Here is a 17,299-nt window from a genome sequence, read left to right as displayed (position 1 = left end):
ATCAATAAGGTGCGCCGTGGGCAAGCGGGCATGATGCGCTATTTGCGCGGCGAAGCGATTGTCTTGTCGGGGGTTACCGGTTGGCGGCGCGGTAGCGCAGGCGGCCCAGAAAGCGCGGGATGCTGAAATGCTGGTCGCTATTGCCGGTGAAGCGCGCCTTGGCCTTTTCGAAATTCATGATGCCTTCGATGCGCCGGGCGAGGAAGGCGCGGGTCTCTGCATGGTCCTCGCTCTCGTCATTGACGAAGACGAACTGCGTCGCGGCATAGACGGCGCCCAGGGTCGCGCGCTTGGTATAGTGGTTATAATCGACGGCGGCGTCGCCGGCCGCGCGCCAGATGATGTCGGCCGCGCGCCAACCGAGTTGCGCCGCGCGACTCGCATAGCGCGGCATGGCGAGAATGGCCTGCGCCCGCCGCAAGGCTTCGCGATGCGGCGCGAGGATGGCGAGCCGCGCTTCGACCAGCGCGGTGATCCGCTCGCGGATTTTCATCGTGGCGAGCGCGTCTGGCGGAAAGCGGGTCAGCATGGCGACATCGACGCTGGCGAACCAGGCATCGATCATCGCCATGGCGCCGCCGTCGAAGGCAAGCGCGGCGACGTCGCGGTCGACGCCGGCATCGTCGGCCGCCATCGCGACGGCATCCTTCGACCATCCGTCGAACGCGGCGTTGGCAGCGACCAGCGGCGCGAGGCGCAGGCGCAGGCTGTCGAGTGTTTCGTCCTCGGACATGCCGGTCTCGGGTCGGGGCGGGGCGATCATCCGTCCGTCATAGGCGTGCGGCGGGGAAATCGGAACAGGCTTCTCCTCTGTAGGGGGCCTCTTGGTTGGCCTGCCCCTAAAGCCGCGCCGTCAAGGCAGGAAGATTATCTTGGGCATCCCCATCGGTCGCCCGGTTGCAAGCCTGCCTGCACGTGCCTAGCTCTGCGATCCAAGACAAGTTTCAAATCGCAATTGAAGTGGGAGCTATTTCATGACGACTCTCTTCGATCCCATCACGCTCGGTCCGGTCACGCTGTCCAATCGCATCATGATGGCGCCGATGACGCGCGGGCGCGGCACGGACAAGCATGTGCCGCTGCCGCGCATCGCCGATTATTATGCGCAGCGGGCCGGCGCTGGCCTCATCATCAGCGAGGCTATTCCGATCAGCGTGCAGGGTGCGGGCTGGCCTTATTCGCCGGGCCTCTGGAGCGACGAGCAGGTCGAGGCGTGGAAGCCGGTGACGCAGGCCGTGCATGAGGCCGGCGGGCGGATCGTGGCGCAGCTCTGGCATATGGGCCGGGTCGTGCATCCCGCCATGTCGGGCGAGCAGCCGGTCTCGGCGAGTGCGATCGCGCCGCCGGGCGAGGCCTTCACCTATGAAGGCCGCCAGCCGCATGTCGAGCCGCGCGCGCTGCGCGTGGACGAGATACCGGGGCTTATCGCCGACTATGTGAACGCCGCGAACAATGCGATCCGCGCTGGCTTCGACGGCGTCCAGCTCCATGGCGCCAATGGCTATATCATCGACCAGTTCCTGCGCGATTCGAGCAACCAGCGGACGGATGACTATGGCGGCTCGATCGAGAATCGGGCGCGGCTGCTGCTGGAAGTGACGCAGGCGCTGGTCGATTCGATCGGATCGGACCGTGTCTCCGTGCGCCTTTCGCCCAATGGCGAGGTGCAGGGTGTGATCGATTCCAATCCCGAGCCGCTGTTCGCCTATGTCGCGCGCGAGCTGGACAAGATCGGGCTCTCGTTCCTGGAGCTGCGCGAAGCCCGGAGCGACGCGCAGCCGGCACTTTCGCCGGTCATTCGGGAGGCCTTCAAGGGCGTGCTGGTGCTGAATGGCGATTATACGCTGGGCGACGGCAATGAGGCAGTGGCGTCTGGCCGCGCCGACGCGATCAGCTATGGGCGGCCCTACATCGCCAATCCGGATCTGGTCGATCGCTTCCGCGAGGGCTGGCCGCTGGCCGAGCAGAAGCCGGGGCCGGGGGCATATAGTCCGATCGATGAGGGCTATGCGGATTATCCGCGCTACGAGGCGGCGGTGGCGTAAGGGCGATTTCTCGCTCAGAGACCTGTCTGAGCTGTTCCCCGGCGAAGGCCGGGGTCCAGTCCCTGACGAGAAGCGCGCGATAGCGTGCATTCGGCGCTGCGCGCCGAGTCTGGACCCCGGCCTTCGCCGGGGAACAGTATGAGACAGGGCGATCCTGCTCGTTAAGCCGCGTCTCGCGCCGCACTGCTACCATCCTGCTCCGCTAGCTTCTTCACCAGCCGGTTGAACAAGGTCACGCCCCTGTCGTGGCTGGTCGGCATGATGCGCGGATCGACGGTCCCGTCGATCACGCGCTGCTGTGCTTCGATCATCACCTTGTCCTCGGCGAAGGCCATGCCGGCCATACCCATCATGGCGTCGCGCATCTTTTTGTCGCCATGGGCGCGGTGCGGTCCCCAGGAGAAGAAATAGCGCGATGTCTTGTCGGTCATCGGCGTGACCGCCTGGCTGGTGAAGTTTAGCCCGGCGATCGCATGCTCCATGGCCGGTGGGGCGAAACCGAGCTTTTCGGCGGTGCCGAGCGGATATTGCGCGCTCCACATCAGCAGCACGCCGGGCACCAGAAAGTCGTAGCTTTGCCAGCTGTCGATCGGCGTGTCCGATTTGCGGTTGGACATGCCCATCGTGTTGGGAATCCAGCGCTCGAAGCGCACGCCACGCTCCAGCGGGATGACGGACGGGGTCGATTGCGCGAATTGCGGGCCGGCGCCGAAGCTGTTGGCATGCACATAGGAGAGATGGCTGAAATCCAGCAGATTGTCGTTGATGAGCCGCGCCTCGGCCGCATAATCGAGATGGCCGTGGCCGAGGATATAATCCGGATCGTCGAAGCCCACGGCGGGCGGGATCAGCGCCGGATCGGCCGCATCGGCATCGCCCATCCAGACCCAGATCCAGCTGTGGCGATCGACTACCGCATAGCGCTTCACCCGGGCGTGATTGGGGATCAGCTCCTGCCCAGGGATCTCGACCACCTTGCCTGCCGCATCGAACAGCAGGCCGTGATACATGCAGCGCAGCTTCTCGCCTTCGCAGCGGCCGAGCGAGAGCGGTGCGAGGCGATGGACGCAGCGATCCTCCAGTGCGTGCAGCGCGCCGCTCGCCGTCCGCCAGATTACGACCGGTTCGCCCAGAATACTGATCGCGAAGGGCTTCTCGACCGTCAGTTCCTGCGACCAGGCGGCGACGTACCAGGCATTGCGGGCATAGTTCGACATGGCTGTGTTCGGCATATTGGCGCTCATCGTCTGTCTCTCCTGCCGACACTATTGACTTAACAGTGTTAAATAGTCAATCCGGTTCGCATGGCGCGCACCTCCCAGCTTCCCCTAGATCTCGACCGCGTGGTGAGCGCCGCCTTCGCGCAGCTGGAGGAAGACGGGCTCGAAGGTCTCAGCATGCGGCGCCTCGGTAGCCGGCTCGGCGTGCAGGCGCCGGCGCTCTATTGGCATATCGGGGACAAGGCCGAGCTGCTGGGGCTGATGGCGCGTGAAATCTATGCGGGTGCTTATGCCGCCGTGCCGCAGGAGACCGACTGGCGGGCCTGGCTGCTCGCCTTCGGTCGCGCGCTGCGGATCGCCTTTGCCGGGCATCGCGATGCCGCGCGACTCTGCGCCATCGCGCGTGGCCCCAGTGATCCGGATATCGGCGAGCATGCCAGGCGCATCGCCGCGCCGCTGGTCGCGCTCGGGCTGAATCAAGCACGCGCGCTCTCCTGTGAGGCATCGGTCATTTCCTTCGCGCTCGGCTGGGCGAGCTTCGAGGCCAACGGGCCGATGCACGACTATCTCGACGAGATGCTGAACTTCGACGAGAGTTTCGAGCGCGGGCTGAAAGCGCTGGTGCGCGGCTTCGAGGAGATGACGTCATGATGGTGCGCTCGATGTTCACGGCGTTGATGTTGCTGACCTTTTCCGCGCCGTCCCTGGCCGAGCCGACCGCCGTCACCGTGCGCGTGATCGCGCGCGATGCGAAATATATCGGCACGTCGATGGGCGGCGTGCGCGTCACCTTGCGGGATGTGGCGACCGGCGCAGTGCTGGCGCACGGCCTCACCGAGGGCGGCACCGGCGACACGCAGAAGATCATGCAGGCGCAGGGCCGCAGCCCCGATCGCGCCGGAGCAGACGCCGCCGCTTTCAACACGTCGCTGGATATCGCCGTACCGACGCATGTCGAGCTGATCGCCGAGGGGCCGCTCGGCTTTCCCGGCTCGGTCCTGCGCGTGACGCAGCAGCGCTGGATCATGCCCGGCCGCGCCGTCACGGAAGGCGAGGGCTGGGTGGTCGAGATGCCGGGGCTGGTCATTTCGCCGCAGACCAGCGTGGCGGACGGCAAGGTTGCGATCAGCGCGAAGGTGGAGCTGATGTGCGGTTGCCCGATCACACCGGGCGGCCTGTGGGACAGTGCCGATTATGCCGTCGAAGCCTCGCTCTGGGCGAGGAACGGGCAAGTCGCGGTGGCGCCGCTCGCCTTCGTCACCGCGCCGGGTGGCTATGAGGGGTCGGTCGCACTGCCGGGGCGGGGGAGCTACCGGCTCGTGCTGTTCGCGCGCAATATTCGCACCGGGAATAGCGGTGTGACGGAAGTGACGGTTAGGGCGGATTAGGGCCCCTCCAAAACCTCCGTTCGTCCTGAGTAGCCACTGAGCCTGTCGAAGTGGCATATCGAAGGATCGATGTCGCACACTGACCCTTCGATACGGGTCTTCGACTTTGCTCAGCCCCTACTCAGGGCGAACGGAAACTTTTTGGGGAGGCGAGTGCCCCTCAATCCCGGAACTGACTCGCGATCTCCAGCATGCGGAGCGCCGCCCTGGCCGCGCCGCCGCCCTTGTCGCTCTGCGCGGGGTCGGCGCGCACGAGTGCTTGCGCTTCGTTCTCGACCGTCAGGATGCCGTTGCCGATGGCGATGCCGTCCATGGTGAGCGCCATGAGGCCGCGCGCGCTTTCGTTCGAGACGACCTCGAAATGATAGGTCTCGCCGCGGATCACCACGCCGATCGCCACGAAGCCGTCATAGCGGCCGCTTTCCGCCGCCATGGCGACGGCCCCCGGCACTTCCAGCGCACCGGGCACGGTCAGCAGGTCCACCTTGTGCCCGCCTTCCTCCAGCGCGGCCCTGGCGCCTGCGATCAACAGGTCGTTGAGATGGTCGTAGAAGCGGGCTTCGACGATGAGGAACTTGGCCATGTGAGGAATCCTTTTGAGAGGGAAGTCAGACGAAGGCAGCGCGGACGATGACGCCGATGGTCCCGGCCGTCACCAGCAAGCTGCCGGAGAGGCGGCGCCAGCCGAGGCGTTCCTTGAGCAGCACGGCGCCGAGCAGCAAGCCGATGATGACGCTGCTCTCCCGCAGCGCCGCGACCGCGCCGACCGGGGCGAGGCCGAGCGCGAACAGGGCGGGCACGAAGGAGATGATGGCGAGGACGCCGGCAAGCACGCCTGCCTTGCGGTCCTCGACCAGCAAGCCGAGTGCGGCGCCCCTGTAGCGCGCGAAGAGGACGGCCGGCATGGGCAATGCGCCGAGCAGCAGGAACCAGGCGACGAAGGTCAGCATGTCCGGTGCCGCGCGGACGCCCTTCGCATCGACCAATGTATAGGCGGTGGTGAACAGGCCGGCCGTGGCGGCCGCGATGAAGCCGGCGCGCGTGATCGAGCGGCCGCCGGCGAGGCAGAGGATGCCGGCGCTCACCGTCGCGACGCCGATCAGCGCGATGCCATCCAGCCGGTCGCCGAGAAAGGCGATGCCGAGAATGGCGGTGAACACGGGCACGAAGCCACGCGCGATCGGATAGGCCGCGGTGAAGTCGCTGAGCGCATAGGAGACGGAGAGGACGAGCTGATAGGCGGCGTGAATGGCGACGGCGGCGATCAGCCAGAACCAGAGGCTCGCTGGCGGCAGGCCGACGATGAAGACCAGAGGCAGCGCGACCAGGAACTCGCACAAGCGAATCCAGGTGATGACCGCCAGCTTGTTGATGCCTGACTTCAGCGTCGCATGCGCGAAGGCCGAGGTGAAGGCAGAGAACAGGGCAAGGCCCAGCCCAAGCGCGACGGCCGGCGCCACGCTCAGATGCGCGTGATCGGACGTTCCTCGACGACCGAGAGGTCATAGCCGTCGAGCGCGATCAGATTGTGGCTGGTGTTGGTGAGCAGGATCATGTCATGCACGCCGAGCTCGGCCAGGATCTGCGCGCCCACGCCATAGTCGCGCAGTTCTTCGGCCGTCTTGATGACCTCGGGCATGCCGACAGTACGGGCGTGGATCGTGCGGGTGAGGCCGTCGGAAGGCCGCTTGTTGATGAGCACGACGATGCCGGCGCCTTCCTTGCCGATCATCTCCATCGATCCTGCCAGCAGGCCGGAGCGCGGGCCGTCCTCGCCGAAAATGTCGGCGAAGAGCGAGGTCTGGTGCATGCGCACGAGCGTCGGGGTCTCCGGCGAGACATGACCCTTCACCAGCGCGACGGTCTCCGAATCGGTGGCGCGATTGTAGAAGCTGATCGCCCGCCACTCGCCGCCCCAGCGGCTGGTGAAGCTGACTTCGGCGCGGCGCTCGATCATGTGATCGTTGCGGCGGCGATAGGCGATGAGATCGCGGATCGTGCCGATCTTCATCTTGTGCTTCTGGGCGAAGAGGATGAGATCATCGAGGCGCGCCATGGTGCCGTCGTCCTTCATGACCTCGCAGATCACGCCGGACGGATTGAGCCCGGCGAGCCGCGCGACGTCCACTGCCGCCTCGGTATGGCCGGTGCGCACCAGCACGCCACCGTCACGCGCGATCAGCGGGAAGACGTGGCCGGGCGTGACGATATCTTGCGGCCCCTTGGAGGCGTCGATGGCGACGGCCACGGTGCGGGCGCGGTCACCGGCGGAAATACCCGTCGAGATGCCCTCGCGCGCCTCGATCGAGACAGTGAAAGCCGTCTCGTGGCGGGTGCCGTTGTTCGGCGTCATCGGATGCAGGTTGAGCTTCTCGATCCGCTCGCGCGTCATGGCGAGGCAGATGAGGCCGCGGCCATAGGTCGCCATGAAGTTGATCGCGTCGGGCGTCGCCATTTGCGCGGGAATGCACAGGTCGCCCTCATTTTCGCGGTCCTCGTCATCGACCAGGATGAACATGCGGCCGTTGCGCGCTTCGTTGATGATCTCTTCGGCGCTGGCGAGGGCCGTGCCATGTTCGCGGGCCGACAAATAGCTTTCGAGCTTGCCGAGCGTCTCGGCCGTCGGGTTCCAGTCACCTTCGTCCATGCGGCGCAGGCTGTTGGCGTGGAGCCCGGCGGCGCGGGCGAGGCCGGAGCGCGAGAGGATGCCGTCGCGGACCAGTTTGCGGGCGTTATCGATCAGGGTGCTGCTCATGGCGGCGGCCACTATCACACTGCGGTGTGATCAGCCAAGCTCTATATCACACCTGGCGTCAGCGCTTCTTCTGCGGATAGATGGTCTCGCCGCGTTTCAGCATGTCCACGAAGGTCGCGACCTTCTTCGCCCGGCCCGCTTCCGTCTTCATGTTATGCGTTCGGAAGGCGATCGCGAAGCGGTTCTGCGCGCTCAGCGTCGCGAGCATTGCTCTGGCGGCGGGCTCCGCATCGATCGCGGCCTGGAGATCGTCGGGGATCTGCATTTCCTTGCCGGCGCCATAAGCGCGGTCCCAGCGGCCGTCTGCCTTCGCCGCTTCGACTTGGCGCAGGCCATGTTCGGTCATTCGGCCCTCGTCGATCAGCCGGGCGACATTATCGACGTTGATCTTGCTCCAGATGCTCTTCTTCGTGCGTGGCGTGTAGCGCTGGAGGTAGCTGGTGGCGTCGAGGCTCTTGCGCACTGCGTCGATCCAGCCCCAGCAGAGCACGACATCGATCGCTTCCTTGGGCGTGATCGAGGGAAGGCCGGATGCAACCTTGTGGATGCGGATCCAGACCTCGTCCTGCGTGGCGTGATGCTGGCTGAGCCAGGCATAGAAGCGGTCTTGGGTCTCGAATTCATGGACCTTGCTGGGATCGACCTTCACCGGCACCATGTCTGGCCTCTTCCTTACTGCGCGGTGGCATGCTCCCGCATGCGATGCAAATAGCGGGCAAGCACGTCGATCTCGAGATTGACCGGCTGCCCGACAGTCAGCGCGCCGAAGGTCGTAACCGACCAGGTGTGCGGAATGATGTTGAGGCCGAAGGTGGTACCGCCCGGCCCGTCGGTCACGGTATTGACTGTCAGGGAGACGCCGTCGATCGTGATCGATCCCTTGGGCGCGATGTATGGCGCGAGATCGGCAGGCACGCGGATCGTCACGCGGTGCGAATCGCCCTCGATCGCGATCGCGGCCACTTCGCCGATGCCATCGACATGGCCGGTGACGATATGGCCGCCCAGTTCGTCGCCGATCTTGAGCGCGCGCTCCAGGTTGAGTGCGCGGCCTTCGCCCCAGGCGCCCTGCGCGGTGCGCGAAACCGTCTCGGCAGACAGATCGACGGCGAACCAGTCAGGCCCCTTGTCGACCACGGTCAGGCAAACGCCCGAACAGGCAATGGAGGCGCCGATGGCGACCGTGACCATGTCGAAATGACAGCCGATGATGAGGCGCAGGTCGCCGCGCTGTTCCGCCGAGCGGATGGTGCCGATGTCTGTGACGATGCCGGTGAACATAAGAGCTGTCTTCGATCTCGAAAATCCGTTCGCCCTGAGCTTGTCGAATGGCTGCGCTGTCTTCTTCTGCTCGGAAGACAAGGACGGGGCTTCGACAAGCTCAGCCCGAACGGGCTGGAAAATCCGCTGAGGCTCTATCCCGCGCGCACGCGCTCGTAAACCTCGAGCCGATCGGGGGCGAAGCTGCGTGCATCGGTGAGCCGCCAGCGGCAATGCGCCTCGGTCAGATTGCCGAGGCCGATATCGCCGAGACCGGGCTTGCCGCCGCCGATCAGGATCGGCGCGCGATAGAGCAGCAACCGATCGACCAGATCGGCCGTGATGAACGCCGCCGCTGTCTGCGCGCCGCCCTCGACCAGGAGGCGATCGCCCGGCAGCGTCGCGATGTCGGCCGGACTTCCCACAGGGACCCAGCCGTCCGGTGCCGTACCGCTGCGGGTCAGCACACAGCGCGTCGGCGAACGCGCTTCGAGGCCCGGCAGCCGCACGTCGAGGCGCGGATTGTCGACCGCGAGCGTGCCGTGCCCGACGAGGATCTGCTCGTGGCGGGCGCGCTCCAGATGCGTGTGCGCGCGCGCTGCGGGGCCGGTGATCCACTGGCTCGTGCCGTCGGCCAGCGCGATGCAGCCGTCGAGCGACGTCGCGAGCTTCAGGGTCACGAAGGGGCGCCCGTGCCGTTGTCGGGCGAAGAAGCCGGTCATGGCGGCCTGCGCCTCGCGTTCCAGCGCGCCGACGTCCACCGCGATTCGGGCCGTTCGGAGCCGGGCGATGCCGGCGCCATTGGTGCGCGAATCAGGGTCGCCGGCGGCGATGACGACACGCGCCACGCCGGCATCGATGAGCAGGCCGGCGCAGCAGGGGCCACGCGCCGATTCATGCGCGCAAGGCTCCAGACTCACATAGGCCGTGCCGCCCCGCGCCGCAGAGCCGGCCTGTTCCAGCGCCATTGCCTCTGCATGGGGTCGCCCGCCCGGTTGCGTCCAGCCGCGCCCAACGACGCGGCCAGAGGGATCAAGCAGGATGCAGCCGACCGAGGGATTGGGCGCGGTACGGCCTTCGCCGCGCCGCGACAGCGCGATGGCGGCGGCCAGCCAGGCCGTATCGCTGGTCAAATCAGGGCGCCGCTGCCGTGCCGGGCGGCGTGCGCCCGCCGCCTACCGCTGCTTCCTTGGCCAGCGCGTCGTTCAGCCGCTCGTTGAGGCGCTTCTGGATGGCCGCGATAATGGCCTCGCGCCGCGCCTTGTTTTTGACTTCCTCTTCGCGCCATTCGATGCCGAGCCGGTCGGCGACCTTCTGGAACTCCTGCTGCTTCTTGCTGAGTGCCGCCTCATAAATGGCGATGTCCTCGATCTGCTTGCGGATGATGTCGCTGTCCTTGCGATCCGCCATCCAGTTTTCGACATAGAAGATCTCGCGCGGCTTTGGCGGCGTGCGCGAATCGAGCATGAAGCCCCAGAGCAGCAGCCCGGTCAGCGCGAAGGAGAGCGCGAGAATGCTCCAGCGATGCGGCCGATCCGGCGAAAACATGTCGCGCAGATCGGAGAGCGCGCTTTTCGGCGACACCGGGCGAGGGAAAATGGCCATGCCCGCAACATAGGCATCCCGCGCCCGGTTGGGAAGTGACGGGGGAAGCGGCGCGGGGATGACGGCCATCGCACCCCCGCCCGCCGCCTGTCCCATCAGTCCATGTCCTCCAGCCGGAAATGGACCGTCATCGTCTGTTCGCTGGTGGTGGCGACGCCATCGCGACGCGCGGGCTGGAAGCGCCAGTGGCGCAGGGCCTGCTCCTTCGTTTCCTCGAAGAAGCGCGGATCGGTCGCCTTGACCAGCTCGACCGTGATGACGCGCCCGCGCTCGTCGATGGTGACCCGGATCGTCGCGCTGCCTTCCAGCCCCTCGCGCCGCAAGGCCGGAGGATAATCGGGCTTGAAGCTTTCGGCGAAGCGTGGGTCGAGCTTCGCCTTGGTGAGAACCGGCGGTTTGGGCGGATCGATCGGCAATATGTCCCCGCCGGTCCCGACCGGGCCAAGCGGTTCGACGCCGGTGATGAATCCGCCGCCGGTCTCGACGATCGGCGGGACGACGATCGGATCGGACAGTGTCGGCTGTGGCGTCACCCGCTGCGTTCTGTTCGGTTCTACCTTTGCCTTTTCCTTCTCGACCGGGTTGGGCGGCGGCGGCGGGTTGATGGGAACGTTGATGACCTCGATACCAGGATCGACCCAGCGGATGACCTCGGCGGCCGGGATAGCGATGAGCGCTGCAAAAACGCCGCCATTGAGGACAATGGCGGCGGCAAAGGCGCTGGGGGAGCGATGGGCGGCATAGCCTTGCCGCGGCAGGGACGTGTCGGACATGAAACCTCTCCTGTTCAGCTTCAGTGATGATATACTATCACGTTATGATGTAACATCAATAGGCTGTCGGTGGAGTGGTTTTCAGGACGAACCGATGGTTCTATCTGTTTGAAATCGTGCCTGAAGGTTCAGGCGGACGCTGCAATTCCCGCCGCCGCGCGCAGCCGCGCCAGCGCCCGATCCTTGCCGATCAGCGGCAGAAGCGCGGCCATGTCGGGGCCATGATCCATGCCGGTCAGCGCGAGTCGCAGCGGCAGGAACAACGCCTTGCCCTTGCGCCCGGTCGCGTCCTTGAGCGCGCCGGTGAGCGCGTGCCAGGGATCGCTCTCGAACGGCACTGTGCCCAGCACATCGGCCGCCTGCGCGACGAACGCACGATCGTCCTCTTCGAGCGTCGCCACCGTGATCTCGCCGCCCAGCACGGGCAGCCAGTCGGCGGCCTCCGCGACAGTCGCGAGATTGGGCCGGATCACCGGCCAGACCTCCGCGCTGATCCCGGCAGGCACGCGGTCCGCCACGGCGCCATAGTCCAGCAGATGCACGATCTTCTGGTTGAGCCCGGCCAGTTCCTCGTCCGAGAAACGCGCCGGTGCCCGGCCGAAATGGGCGAAGTCGAAGCGCTCGATCAGCGGGGCCATGTTCGTCACCAGCTCGACCGGGTCGCTGGTGCCGAGCCGCGCCATCAGCGCGTTGATCGCCAGCGGTTCGATGCCTGCCGCGCGCAGATCGGCGACGCCGAGCGAGCCGAGCCGCTTGGAGAGCTTGCCTTCCGAGCCGGTGAGCAGCGCCATATGAGCGAAGCGCGGCAAGTCCGCGCCGAGCGCGGCGAACATCTGGATCTGCGTCGCCGTGTTGGAGACATGATCCTCGCCGCGCATCACATGCGTCACGCCCATGTCGATATCGTCGATCACCGAAGGCAGCATGTAGAGCCAGCTCCCGTCCGCCCGGCGAATGACCGGATCGGAGAGCAGATGCGGCTCGAAATGCTGCGGCCCGCGCACCAGATCGGCCCATTCGATGGCCGCGCCATGATCGAGCTTGAAGCGCCAGTGCGGGCGCTCCCCGGCGGCTTCCTTCGCCGCGATCTCGTCCGCCGTCAGCTTGAGCGCGGCGCGGTCATAGACCGGCGGCAAGCCCCGTCCGAGCAGCACCTTGCGACGCAGGTCCAGCTCCTGCGCGCTCTCGAAGCAAGGATAGACGCGGCCTGCCGCGCGCAACGCTTCGAACTTCGCTTCATAGAGATCGACCCGCGCCGACTGTCGCGCTTCGCCATCGATGTCGAAGCCGAGCCAGGCGAGATCGGCCCGGATCGCCTCGACGAACCGCTCCTCGCTCCGCTCCGTGTCGGTGTCGTCGATGCGCAACAGATATTTGCCGCCCATCTTGCGTGCCCAGAGCCAGTTATGCAGCGCCGCGCGGATATTGCCGACATGCAGATTGCCGGTCGGCGAGGGGGCGAAACGGGTGATGACGGTCATGGGAGCGCTCTACTCCCGAGGCTTGGAGATGCAAGCGGGAGCGGCCAAATGGACAAACGCGGGCTCATTGAAGATTGGGCGGCGCAGCTGGTACTTCCTCATCTTCGTGCGCAAGATATGCTCAAACGCTGAAAACCGGAGATCATATGAAGCTTCGAAAGCCTCTTCTCGCCTGCATTCTGGGCGCCTCGATCATATCCGGCGCCGCCGGCCAGAGACGCAGCGGCGAAGAAATTACGCCGCCTTCGGGCAGTGACGTGTCTGCCGTGACGCGCGCACGGATTCTCGTTCAACGCTTCACGAAATGCGTGGTTGAGGCGCAGACGGCGCGAGCATTGGCTTATATCGATGCAAAATATGACCGACCGGGGGAGGATGGTAAAAAGGCCAGGCGTGCGCTCATCAACGATTTGCCCTGCGCGTTTGACGGAAAGATGGAACTGCCGGTCTTCCTCTTCCGGGGCGAAATGTTCCGGGTCCTGTATCTCAAGGAAGACGTTGCGGATCGGCTGGTAGAACCGGCGATCGACTATAAGGCATTCGTGATTGACCCCCAGGCACCAAACTCGGTCGAATATCTGAACATGATGGCACTGGCGGGCTGTGTCGTGCGGTCCAATGTCGGCGTAGCGCGTGCTTATGTCGTTCCCGACCCAGGGACTGCCGCCGAGACGGAAGCCCTTTCTGCGTTGCAGCCTCTGCTCGGCTCGTGCTTTCCGGCAGGCGCGTCAATGAAAGTCTCCCGGCCGTTCCTCACCGCGATCTTGTCCGAAGCGCTGTATCGCGAACATGGACTCGGCTTGACGGCTCAGCCCTGAGCGATCGTCAAGTGAATCCCCTCACCCCGTCCGGAAGGCATTGGTGATCGGGTAACGCCGGTCGCGGCCGAAATTCCGCCCGCCGAGCTTCACACCCGGAGGCGACTGGCGGCGCTTATATTCCGCAACATAGAGCAGCCGCTCGATGCGGGTCACGGTCGCACGATCGAAGCCGGCAGCGACGAGCTGATCCACGGCCTTTTCCTGCTCGACGAGGCCGTAGAGGATCGGGTCCAGCACCTCATAGGGCGGCAGGCTGTCCGAATCCTTCTGGTTGTCGCGCAGCTCCGCCGTCGGCGGCTTGGTGATGACGCGCTCGGGCATCACCGGAGCGTCCGGGCCGAGCATGAGCGAAGAGTGGTGCTCGTTGCGCCAGCGCGAGAGATCGAACACCGTCGTCTTGTAGGCGTCCTTCAGCACCGAATAGCCGCCGGCCATGTCGCCATAGATGGTCGCATAGCCGACGCTCATCTCGCTCTTGTTGCCGGTGGTGAGCAGCATGTGGCCGAACTTGTTGGAGAGCGCCATCAAGGCCACGCCGCGAATGCGCGACTGGATATTCTCCTCGGTGATGTCGACGTTCCGGTCGGCGAAGCTGTCCGCCAGCATTGCGTCAAATCCTTCGATCGCCGGTGAGATCGGGATATTGTCAAGCCGGCAGCCGAGCATCCGCGCACATTCCGCGGCGTCGTCGAGGCTCTCCTGGCTGGTGAAGCGCGAAGGCAGCATCACGCACCAGACTCGGTCGGCGCCGAGCGCATCGACCGCGACGGCGGCGCTGAGCGCGCTGTCGATGCCGCCCGAGAGCCCGAGCACGACGCCGGGGAAGCGATTGCGGTTCACATAGTCGCGCAGGCCGACGAGCATGGCATGGTAGATGTCGGCGGGATGCGCATCGAGCTCATGGACTTCTCCCGGCTTGCAGAACCAGCTGCCGTCCGCCTCGCGCACCCAGTCGGTGACGACCAGCGCTTCGTCCCAGTCGGGCAGGCAATGCGCGATATCACCGTCAGCATTGAGGATGAACGACGCGCCGTCGAACACGAGTTCGTCCTGACCGCCGACGCGGTTGAGATAGAGTAGCGGCAGGTCGGTCTCTTCGACTCGCTGGGCGCAGACGCCCTTGATGCGGAAATCGTCCTTGGCGACTTCATAGGGGCTGCCGTTGATCGAAATGAGAATTTCCGCGCCTTGTTCGGCGAGATGCGCCGTCACGAAGGGGAACCAGATATCCTCGCAGATCGGCAGGCCGAGCTTCACGCCGCGAAATTCGACCGGATCGGGCAGCGGGCCGGGCGCGAACAGGCGCTTCTCGTCGAACGTGCCGTAGTTGGGGAGCTCGCGCTTCTGGCGGATGGCGACGATCTCGCCGCCGTCGAGCAGCACTGCGCAATTGAACAGCGCGCCCTGGTTGGCGATCACCGTGCCGACCAGCATCGCCGGGCCGCCGTCCGCCGTCGCGTCGGCGAGGCGGTGCAATTCCGTCTCGGCGCGCGCGACCAGCGCCGGCTTCAGCACCAGATCCTCGGGCGGATAGCCGATCAGCTGCAGCTCGGGAAAAACGACGAGATCGGCGCCCTCGGCCGCTGCATCGGCGCGCCAAGCGAGCATCGCATCGGCATTGCCGAGGAGGTCGCCCATGCTCTGGTTGAGCTGGGCCAAGGCGATGCGGAGGCGGTCGGTCATGGGCGCGGCTCTAGAGCATTCTGAAGTCGGCTGGAACAGGCGACGACTCGCAGAATGCGAAAACGCCAAACGCGCGATTTGGCGGCTCGGGCAAATCGCGCGATGTCCTGTCGCCAAACCGTCATAAGCGGCTTTTCAGGGGGCCATCGCGCCGCTAGAGGGGCGCGGGGCAAGGCGGCAAGGGCAGCGATCATGAAACTCATCTCGGGCAACGGCAATCTGCCGCTGGCACAGGCGATTGCGAGCTATGTCGAGCTGCCGCTGACGCAGGCGAGCGTCCGCCGATTCGCCGACGAGGAGATCTTCGTCGAGATTCACGAGAATGTGCGCGGCGAGGATGTGTTCGTCCTCCAGTCGACCAGCTATCCCGCCAACGACAATCTCATGGAACTGCTGATCATGATCGACGCGCTCAAGCGTGCGTCGGCGAAGCGGATCACGGCCGTGATGCCCTATTTCGGCTATGCGCGGCAGGACCGGAAGCCCGGTCCGCGCACGCCGATCTCGGCCAAGCTCGTCGCCAATCTCATCACCGTCGCGGGCGCCAACCGCGTCCTCTCGGTCGATCTCCATGCCGGGCAGATTCAGGGCTTCTTCGACATCCCCACGGACAATCTGTTCGGCGCGCCTGTCATGTCGGCCGATATTCAGGCGCGCTTCCCGAATGAGAATCTGATGGTCGTCTCGCCGGACGTCGGCGGCGTGGTTCGCGCCCGCGCGCTTGCCAAGCGCCTCGACAACGCACCGCTCGCCATCATCGACAAGCGCCGCGAGCGCGCCGGCGAGTCGGAAGTGATGAACGTGATCGGCGACGTGAAGGGACGCTTCTGCATCCTCATCGACGATATCGTCGATTCGGCCGGCACGCTCTGCAACGCAGCCGGTGCGCTCAAGGCGGCAGGCGCCACGGATGTCGTTGCCTATGTGACGCATGGCGTGCTGTCGGGCGGCGCGGTGGCGCGAGTCGAAGGCTCGGAGCTGCGCGAACTGGTCATCACCGATTCGATCCTGGGGACGGACGGCGTCACCGCGTCTTCGAAGATTCGCCAGCTGCCGATCGCACCGCTTCTCGGCGAAGCGATCCGGCGCATCGCGGACGAGAGCTCGGTCAGCTCGCTGTTCGACTGAGGCGGTCGCTGCCAGTCTTCGGTTACGTCAGGAGCGTGCGTCGAGCTGATGCAGGCGCAGGGTCGCGCCGATGAAGCCCAGCGAGCAGATGAGCAGTGCCCAGCGCACCGCCTCGGGCACCGTTTCCAACAGCGACGCCACGGCCAGCGCCGCAATCACGACGGTCGTTGCTCCCGCAATCCTGCCATAGCCGGACATCATTGCCGCCGCTCCCACTGCGTCTGGCCCCAACCGCGTCCGATCTATGCGTCGCAATGCTGAACGGCCAATGACAAAGCCTGTCATCAGTTGGGTCGGCTGTTCAGTTTTGGAGCAGTACCGTCGGTTTTTCGCCGGACTGTGTCAGCCAGTCCACAGCCACGGGCCGGTGGGCATGGGATGCAGCCAGCTCGCGACCAGCCAGAGGACCAGGCCGCCGATCAGGGGAATGGCGCCGGGCATCACCGCGCTCCATTGCGCCCTGCCGCCGAGCAAAGCGGCGAACGGAATGAAGCTGGTCCGTGCCTGCCAGTCCTGCCAGGCGGCGCCGATCGTTTTCGCCTTCTTGGCGTCCTGCCCGAGCGCGCCGATCAGCGAGAGACCGCCGATGCCTGCCGCGATGATCAGGGTCTTCGGCGTGCCCCAGAGCGCAGCATGCACGATCGCCCAGAGGATGAAGGACCACATCATCGGGTGCCGCGTGATCGCATAGACGCCGCGTGCCTGCGCCGGGAATTTCGGCTGGCCGGTCGGGTCGACCATGGCCGGATTGCCGATCAGCGAGCCAACCAGCAGGATCGTCGCGATCAGCATGACGAGCGTCGCGACATGCCAGCCCCAGAGCGGCGCGACCCAGAGCGGCGTCTGCGCGGGCGAGCGCCAGATAATATAGATCACCCAGCCGAGGGTCGCGAAGGAGATCAGGCTGTAAAGCCCGAGAAATCCCTTCTCGCCCAGGGCGCGAACAGTGGGCGCGCGCAGCGGGTGCGAGAGCAGCAGATGCGTGCCGACGAAGCTGGCCATGGCGAGGGCGAGGCAGGTCGATTGTCCCATCGGGCGACTCCCGCGAAAGGCACCGGTCGCGGTGCCCGCCTGTTGTAGCGGAGCGCGCCGCTTCTGTCGCCGGTTCCGAAAGGCTGGCCTTGTCCGCCCCGCGCTGCC

The 17,299-nt window shown here is 65.7% G+C and carries 19 protein-coding genes; 5 read left to right on the top strand and 14 right to left on the bottom strand.

The features are described from left to right. Window positions 1-73: 73 nt before the first annotated feature. Entirely contained in the window at window positions 74-763 is a 690-nt protein-coding gene (locus KM135_RS07960) for a COQ9 family protein (protein WP_246605815.1), read from the bottom strand. 211 nt (window positions 764-974) lie between these two features. Here KM135_RS07960 and KM135_RS07955 point away from each other — a divergent pair, with 211 nt between their 5' ends. Continuing rightward, window positions 975-2,045 carry an alkene reductase gene (locus KM135_RS07955; protein WP_221713449.1) on the top strand — a complete coding sequence of 357 codons (1,071 nt, stop codon included), beginning with the start codon at window positions 975-977 and terminating at the stop codon, window positions 2,043-2,045. A gap of 161 nt (window positions 2,046-2,206) precedes the next feature. On the opposite strand, the gene KM135_RS07950 is transcribed toward KM135_RS07955, so the two are convergent. Further along, window positions 2,207-3,289: an aromatic ring-hydroxylating dioxygenase subunit alpha gene (locus KM135_RS07950; RefSeq protein ID WP_246605814.1), complete on the bottom strand. Its 1,083-nt coding sequence runs from the start codon at window positions 3,287-3,289 to the stop codon at window positions 2,207-2,209. Between the two features lie 60 nt (window positions 3,290-3,349). Between KM135_RS07950 and KM135_RS07945 the strand changes: the two genes are divergently transcribed. Beyond that, window positions 3,350-3,916 carry a TetR family transcriptional regulator gene (locus KM135_RS07945; RefSeq protein ID WP_221713448.1) on the top strand — a complete coding sequence of 189 codons (567 nt, stop codon included), beginning with the start codon at window positions 3,350-3,352 and terminating at the stop codon, window positions 3,914-3,916. Then, on the top strand, window positions 3,913-4,653 hold the full coding sequence (locus KM135_RS07940; RefSeq protein ID WP_221713447.1) for a hypothetical protein: 741 nt from the start codon (window positions 3,913-3,915) through the stop codon (window positions 4,651-4,653). The genes KM135_RS07945 and KM135_RS07940 overlap by 4 nt, the downstream gene beginning before the upstream one ends. A 160-nt stretch (window positions 4,654-4,813) precedes the next feature. Here the strand turns inward: KM135_RS07940 and ribH are convergent, their stop codons facing one another. The 9 genes from ribH to gltX form a co-directional block, all read right to left on the bottom strand. Beyond that, window positions 4,814-5,236, bottom strand: a complete 423-nt coding sequence (gene ribH, locus KM135_RS07935) for a 6,7-dimethyl-8-ribityllumazine synthase (RefSeq protein WP_221713446.1) — start codon at window positions 5,234-5,236, stop codon at window positions 4,814-4,816. A gap of 25 nt (window positions 5,237-5,261) precedes the next feature. Beyond that, window positions 5,262-6,113, bottom strand: a complete 852-nt coding sequence (locus KM135_RS19995) for an EamA family transporter (RefSeq protein WP_221713445.1) — start codon at window positions 6,111-6,113, stop codon at window positions 5,262-5,264. A 2-nt stretch (window positions 6,114-6,115) separates the two neighbouring features. Continuing rightward, entirely contained in the window at window positions 6,116-7,408 is a 1,293-nt protein-coding gene (ribB, locus tag KM135_RS07925) for a 3,4-dihydroxy-2-butanone-4-phosphate synthase (RefSeq protein ID WP_221713444.1), read from the bottom strand. Between the two features lie 58 nt (window positions 7,409-7,466). After that, a complete protein-coding gene (locus KM135_RS19725) occupies window positions 7,467-8,066 on the bottom strand; it encodes a YdeI/OmpD-associated family protein (protein ID WP_246605813.1) in 600 nt (199 codons plus the stop codon). A gap of 14 nt (window positions 8,067-8,080) precedes the next feature. Further along, window positions 8,081-8,689, bottom strand: a complete 609-nt coding sequence (locus tag KM135_RS07915) for a riboflavin synthase (RefSeq protein ID WP_221713443.1) — start codon at window positions 8,687-8,689, stop codon at window positions 8,081-8,083. 134 nt (window positions 8,690-8,823) lie between these two features. Then, window positions 8,824-9,801: a bifunctional diaminohydroxyphosphoribosylaminopyrimidine deaminase/5-amino-6-(5-phosphoribosylamino)uracil reductase RibD gene (gene ribD / locus KM135_RS07910; protein ID WP_221713442.1), complete on the bottom strand. Its 978-nt coding sequence runs from the start codon at window positions 9,799-9,801 to the stop codon at window positions 8,824-8,826. A 1-nt stretch (window position 9,802) separates the two neighbouring features. Next, window positions 9,803-10,369, bottom strand: a complete 567-nt coding sequence (locus KM135_RS07905) for a hypothetical protein (RefSeq protein WP_221713441.1) — start codon at window positions 10,367-10,369, stop codon at window positions 9,803-9,805. Next, complete coding sequence (locus KM135_RS07900; RefSeq protein ID WP_221713440.1) at window positions 10,369-11,046, bottom strand: energy transducer TonB; 678 nt, start codon at window positions 11,044-11,046, stop codon at window positions 10,369-10,371. The genes KM135_RS07905 and KM135_RS07900 overlap by 1 nt, the downstream gene beginning before the upstream one ends. 128 nt (window positions 11,047-11,174) lie before the next feature. Continuing rightward, window positions 11,175-12,527, bottom strand: a complete 1,353-nt coding sequence (gene gltX / locus KM135_RS07895) for a glutamate--tRNA ligase (protein ID WP_221713439.1) — start codon at window positions 12,525-12,527, stop codon at window positions 11,175-11,177. 146 nt (window positions 12,528-12,673) lie between these two features. Between gltX and KM135_RS07890 the strand changes: the two genes are divergently transcribed. After that, window positions 12,674-13,345, top strand: coding sequence for a hypothetical protein (locus KM135_RS07890; protein WP_221713438.1), 672 nt, complete (start codon window positions 12,674-12,676; stop codon window positions 13,343-13,345). A gap of 21 nt (window positions 13,346-13,366) precedes the next feature. Here the strand turns inward: KM135_RS07890 and KM135_RS07885 are convergent, their stop codons facing one another. Continuing rightward, window positions 13,367-15,031, bottom strand: a complete 1,665-nt coding sequence (locus KM135_RS07885) for an NAD+ synthase (RefSeq protein ID WP_221713437.1) — start codon at window positions 15,029-15,031, stop codon at window positions 13,367-13,369. Between the two features lie 192 nt (window positions 15,032-15,223). Between KM135_RS07885 and KM135_RS07880 the strand changes: the two genes are divergently transcribed. Further along, window positions 15,224-16,159: a ribose-phosphate pyrophosphokinase gene (locus KM135_RS07880; RefSeq protein ID WP_221713436.1), complete on the top strand. Its 936-nt coding sequence runs from the start codon at window positions 15,224-15,226 to the stop codon at window positions 16,157-16,159. Window positions 16,160-16,186: 27 nt separating this feature from the next. Here KM135_RS07880 and KM135_RS07875 read toward each other — a convergent pair whose 3' ends face one another. Beyond that, window positions 16,187-16,360: a hypothetical protein gene (locus tag KM135_RS07875; RefSeq protein WP_221713435.1), complete on the bottom strand. Its 174-nt coding sequence runs from the start codon at window positions 16,358-16,360 to the stop codon at window positions 16,187-16,189. A 141-nt stretch (window positions 16,361-16,501) separates the two neighbouring features. Next, window positions 16,502-17,191 carry an NnrU family protein gene (locus tag KM135_RS07870; RefSeq protein ID WP_221713434.1) on the bottom strand — a complete coding sequence of 230 codons (690 nt, stop codon included), beginning with the start codon at window positions 17,189-17,191 and terminating at the stop codon, window positions 16,502-16,504. Window positions 17,192-17,299: the final 108 nt, after the last annotated feature.

The sequence above is a fragment of the Sphingobium xanthum genome (genome assembly GCF_019737615.1).
Taxonomy (GTDB): Bacteria; Pseudomonadota; Alphaproteobacteria; order Sphingomonadales; family Sphingomonadaceae; genus Sphingobium; species Sphingobium xanthum.
Note: the sequence above shows the minus strand (reverse complement) of the source record. Positions and strands in the feature narration are given on the sequence as shown.

Coding starts and splice junctions, on each gene's coding strand:
- KM135_RS07960 (WP_246605815.1), bottom strand. CDS start 763: ATGATCGCCCCGCCCCGACCCGAGACCGGCATGTCCGAGGACGAAACA.
- KM135_RS07955 (WP_221713449.1), top strand. CDS start 975: ATGACGACTCTCTTCGATCCCATCACGCTCGGTCCGGTCACGCTGTCC.
- KM135_RS07950 (WP_246605814.1), bottom strand. CDS start 3,289: ATGAGCGCCAATATGCCGAACACAGCCATGTCGAACTATGCCCGCAAT.
- KM135_RS07945 (WP_221713448.1), top strand. CDS start 3,350: ATGGCGCGCACCTCCCAGCTTCCCCTAGATCTCGACCGCGTGGTGAGC.
- KM135_RS07940 (WP_221713447.1), top strand. CDS start 3,913: ATGATGGTGCGCTCGATGTTCACGGCGTTGATGTTGCTGACCTTTTCC.
- ribH (WP_221713446.1), bottom strand. CDS start 5,236: ATGGCCAAGTTCCTCATCGTCGAAGCCCGCTTCTACGACCATCTCAAC.
- ribB (WP_221713444.1), bottom strand. CDS start 7,408: ATGAGCAGCACCCTGATCGATAACGCCCGCAAACTGGTCCGCGACGGC.
- KM135_RS19725 (WP_246605813.1), bottom strand. CDS start 8,066: ATGGTGCCGGTGAAGGTCGATCCCAGCAAGGTCCATGAATTCGAGACC.
- KM135_RS07915 (WP_221713443.1), bottom strand. CDS start 8,689: ATGTTCACCGGCATCGTCACAGACATCGGCACCATCCGCTCGGCGGAA.
- KM135_RS07905 (WP_221713441.1), bottom strand. CDS start 10,369: ATGGGACAGGCGGCGGGCGGGGGTGCGATGGCCGTCATCCCCGCGCCG.
- KM135_RS07900 (WP_221713440.1), bottom strand. CDS start 11,046: ATGTCCGACACGTCCCTGCCGCGGCAAGGCTATGCCGCCCATCGCTCC.
- gltX (WP_221713439.1), bottom strand. CDS start 12,527: ATGACCGTCATCACCCGTTTCGCCCCCTCGCCGACCGGCAATCTGCAT.
- KM135_RS07890 (WP_221713438.1), top strand. CDS start 12,674: ATGAAGCTTCGAAAGCCTCTTCTCGCCTGCATTCTGGGCGCCTCGATC.
- KM135_RS07885 (WP_221713437.1), bottom strand. CDS start 15,031: ATGACCGACCGCCTCCGCATCGCCTTGGCCCAGCTCAACCAGAGCATG.
- KM135_RS07880 (WP_221713436.1), top strand. CDS start 15,224: ATGAAACTCATCTCGGGCAACGGCAATCTGCCGCTGGCACAGGCGATT.
- KM135_RS07875 (WP_221713435.1), bottom strand. CDS start 16,360: ATGATGTCCGGCTATGGCAGGATTGCGGGAGCAACGACCGTCGTGATT.
- KM135_RS07870 (WP_221713434.1), bottom strand. CDS start 17,191: ATGGGACAATCGACCTGCCTCGCCCTCGCCATGGCCAGCTTCGTCGGC.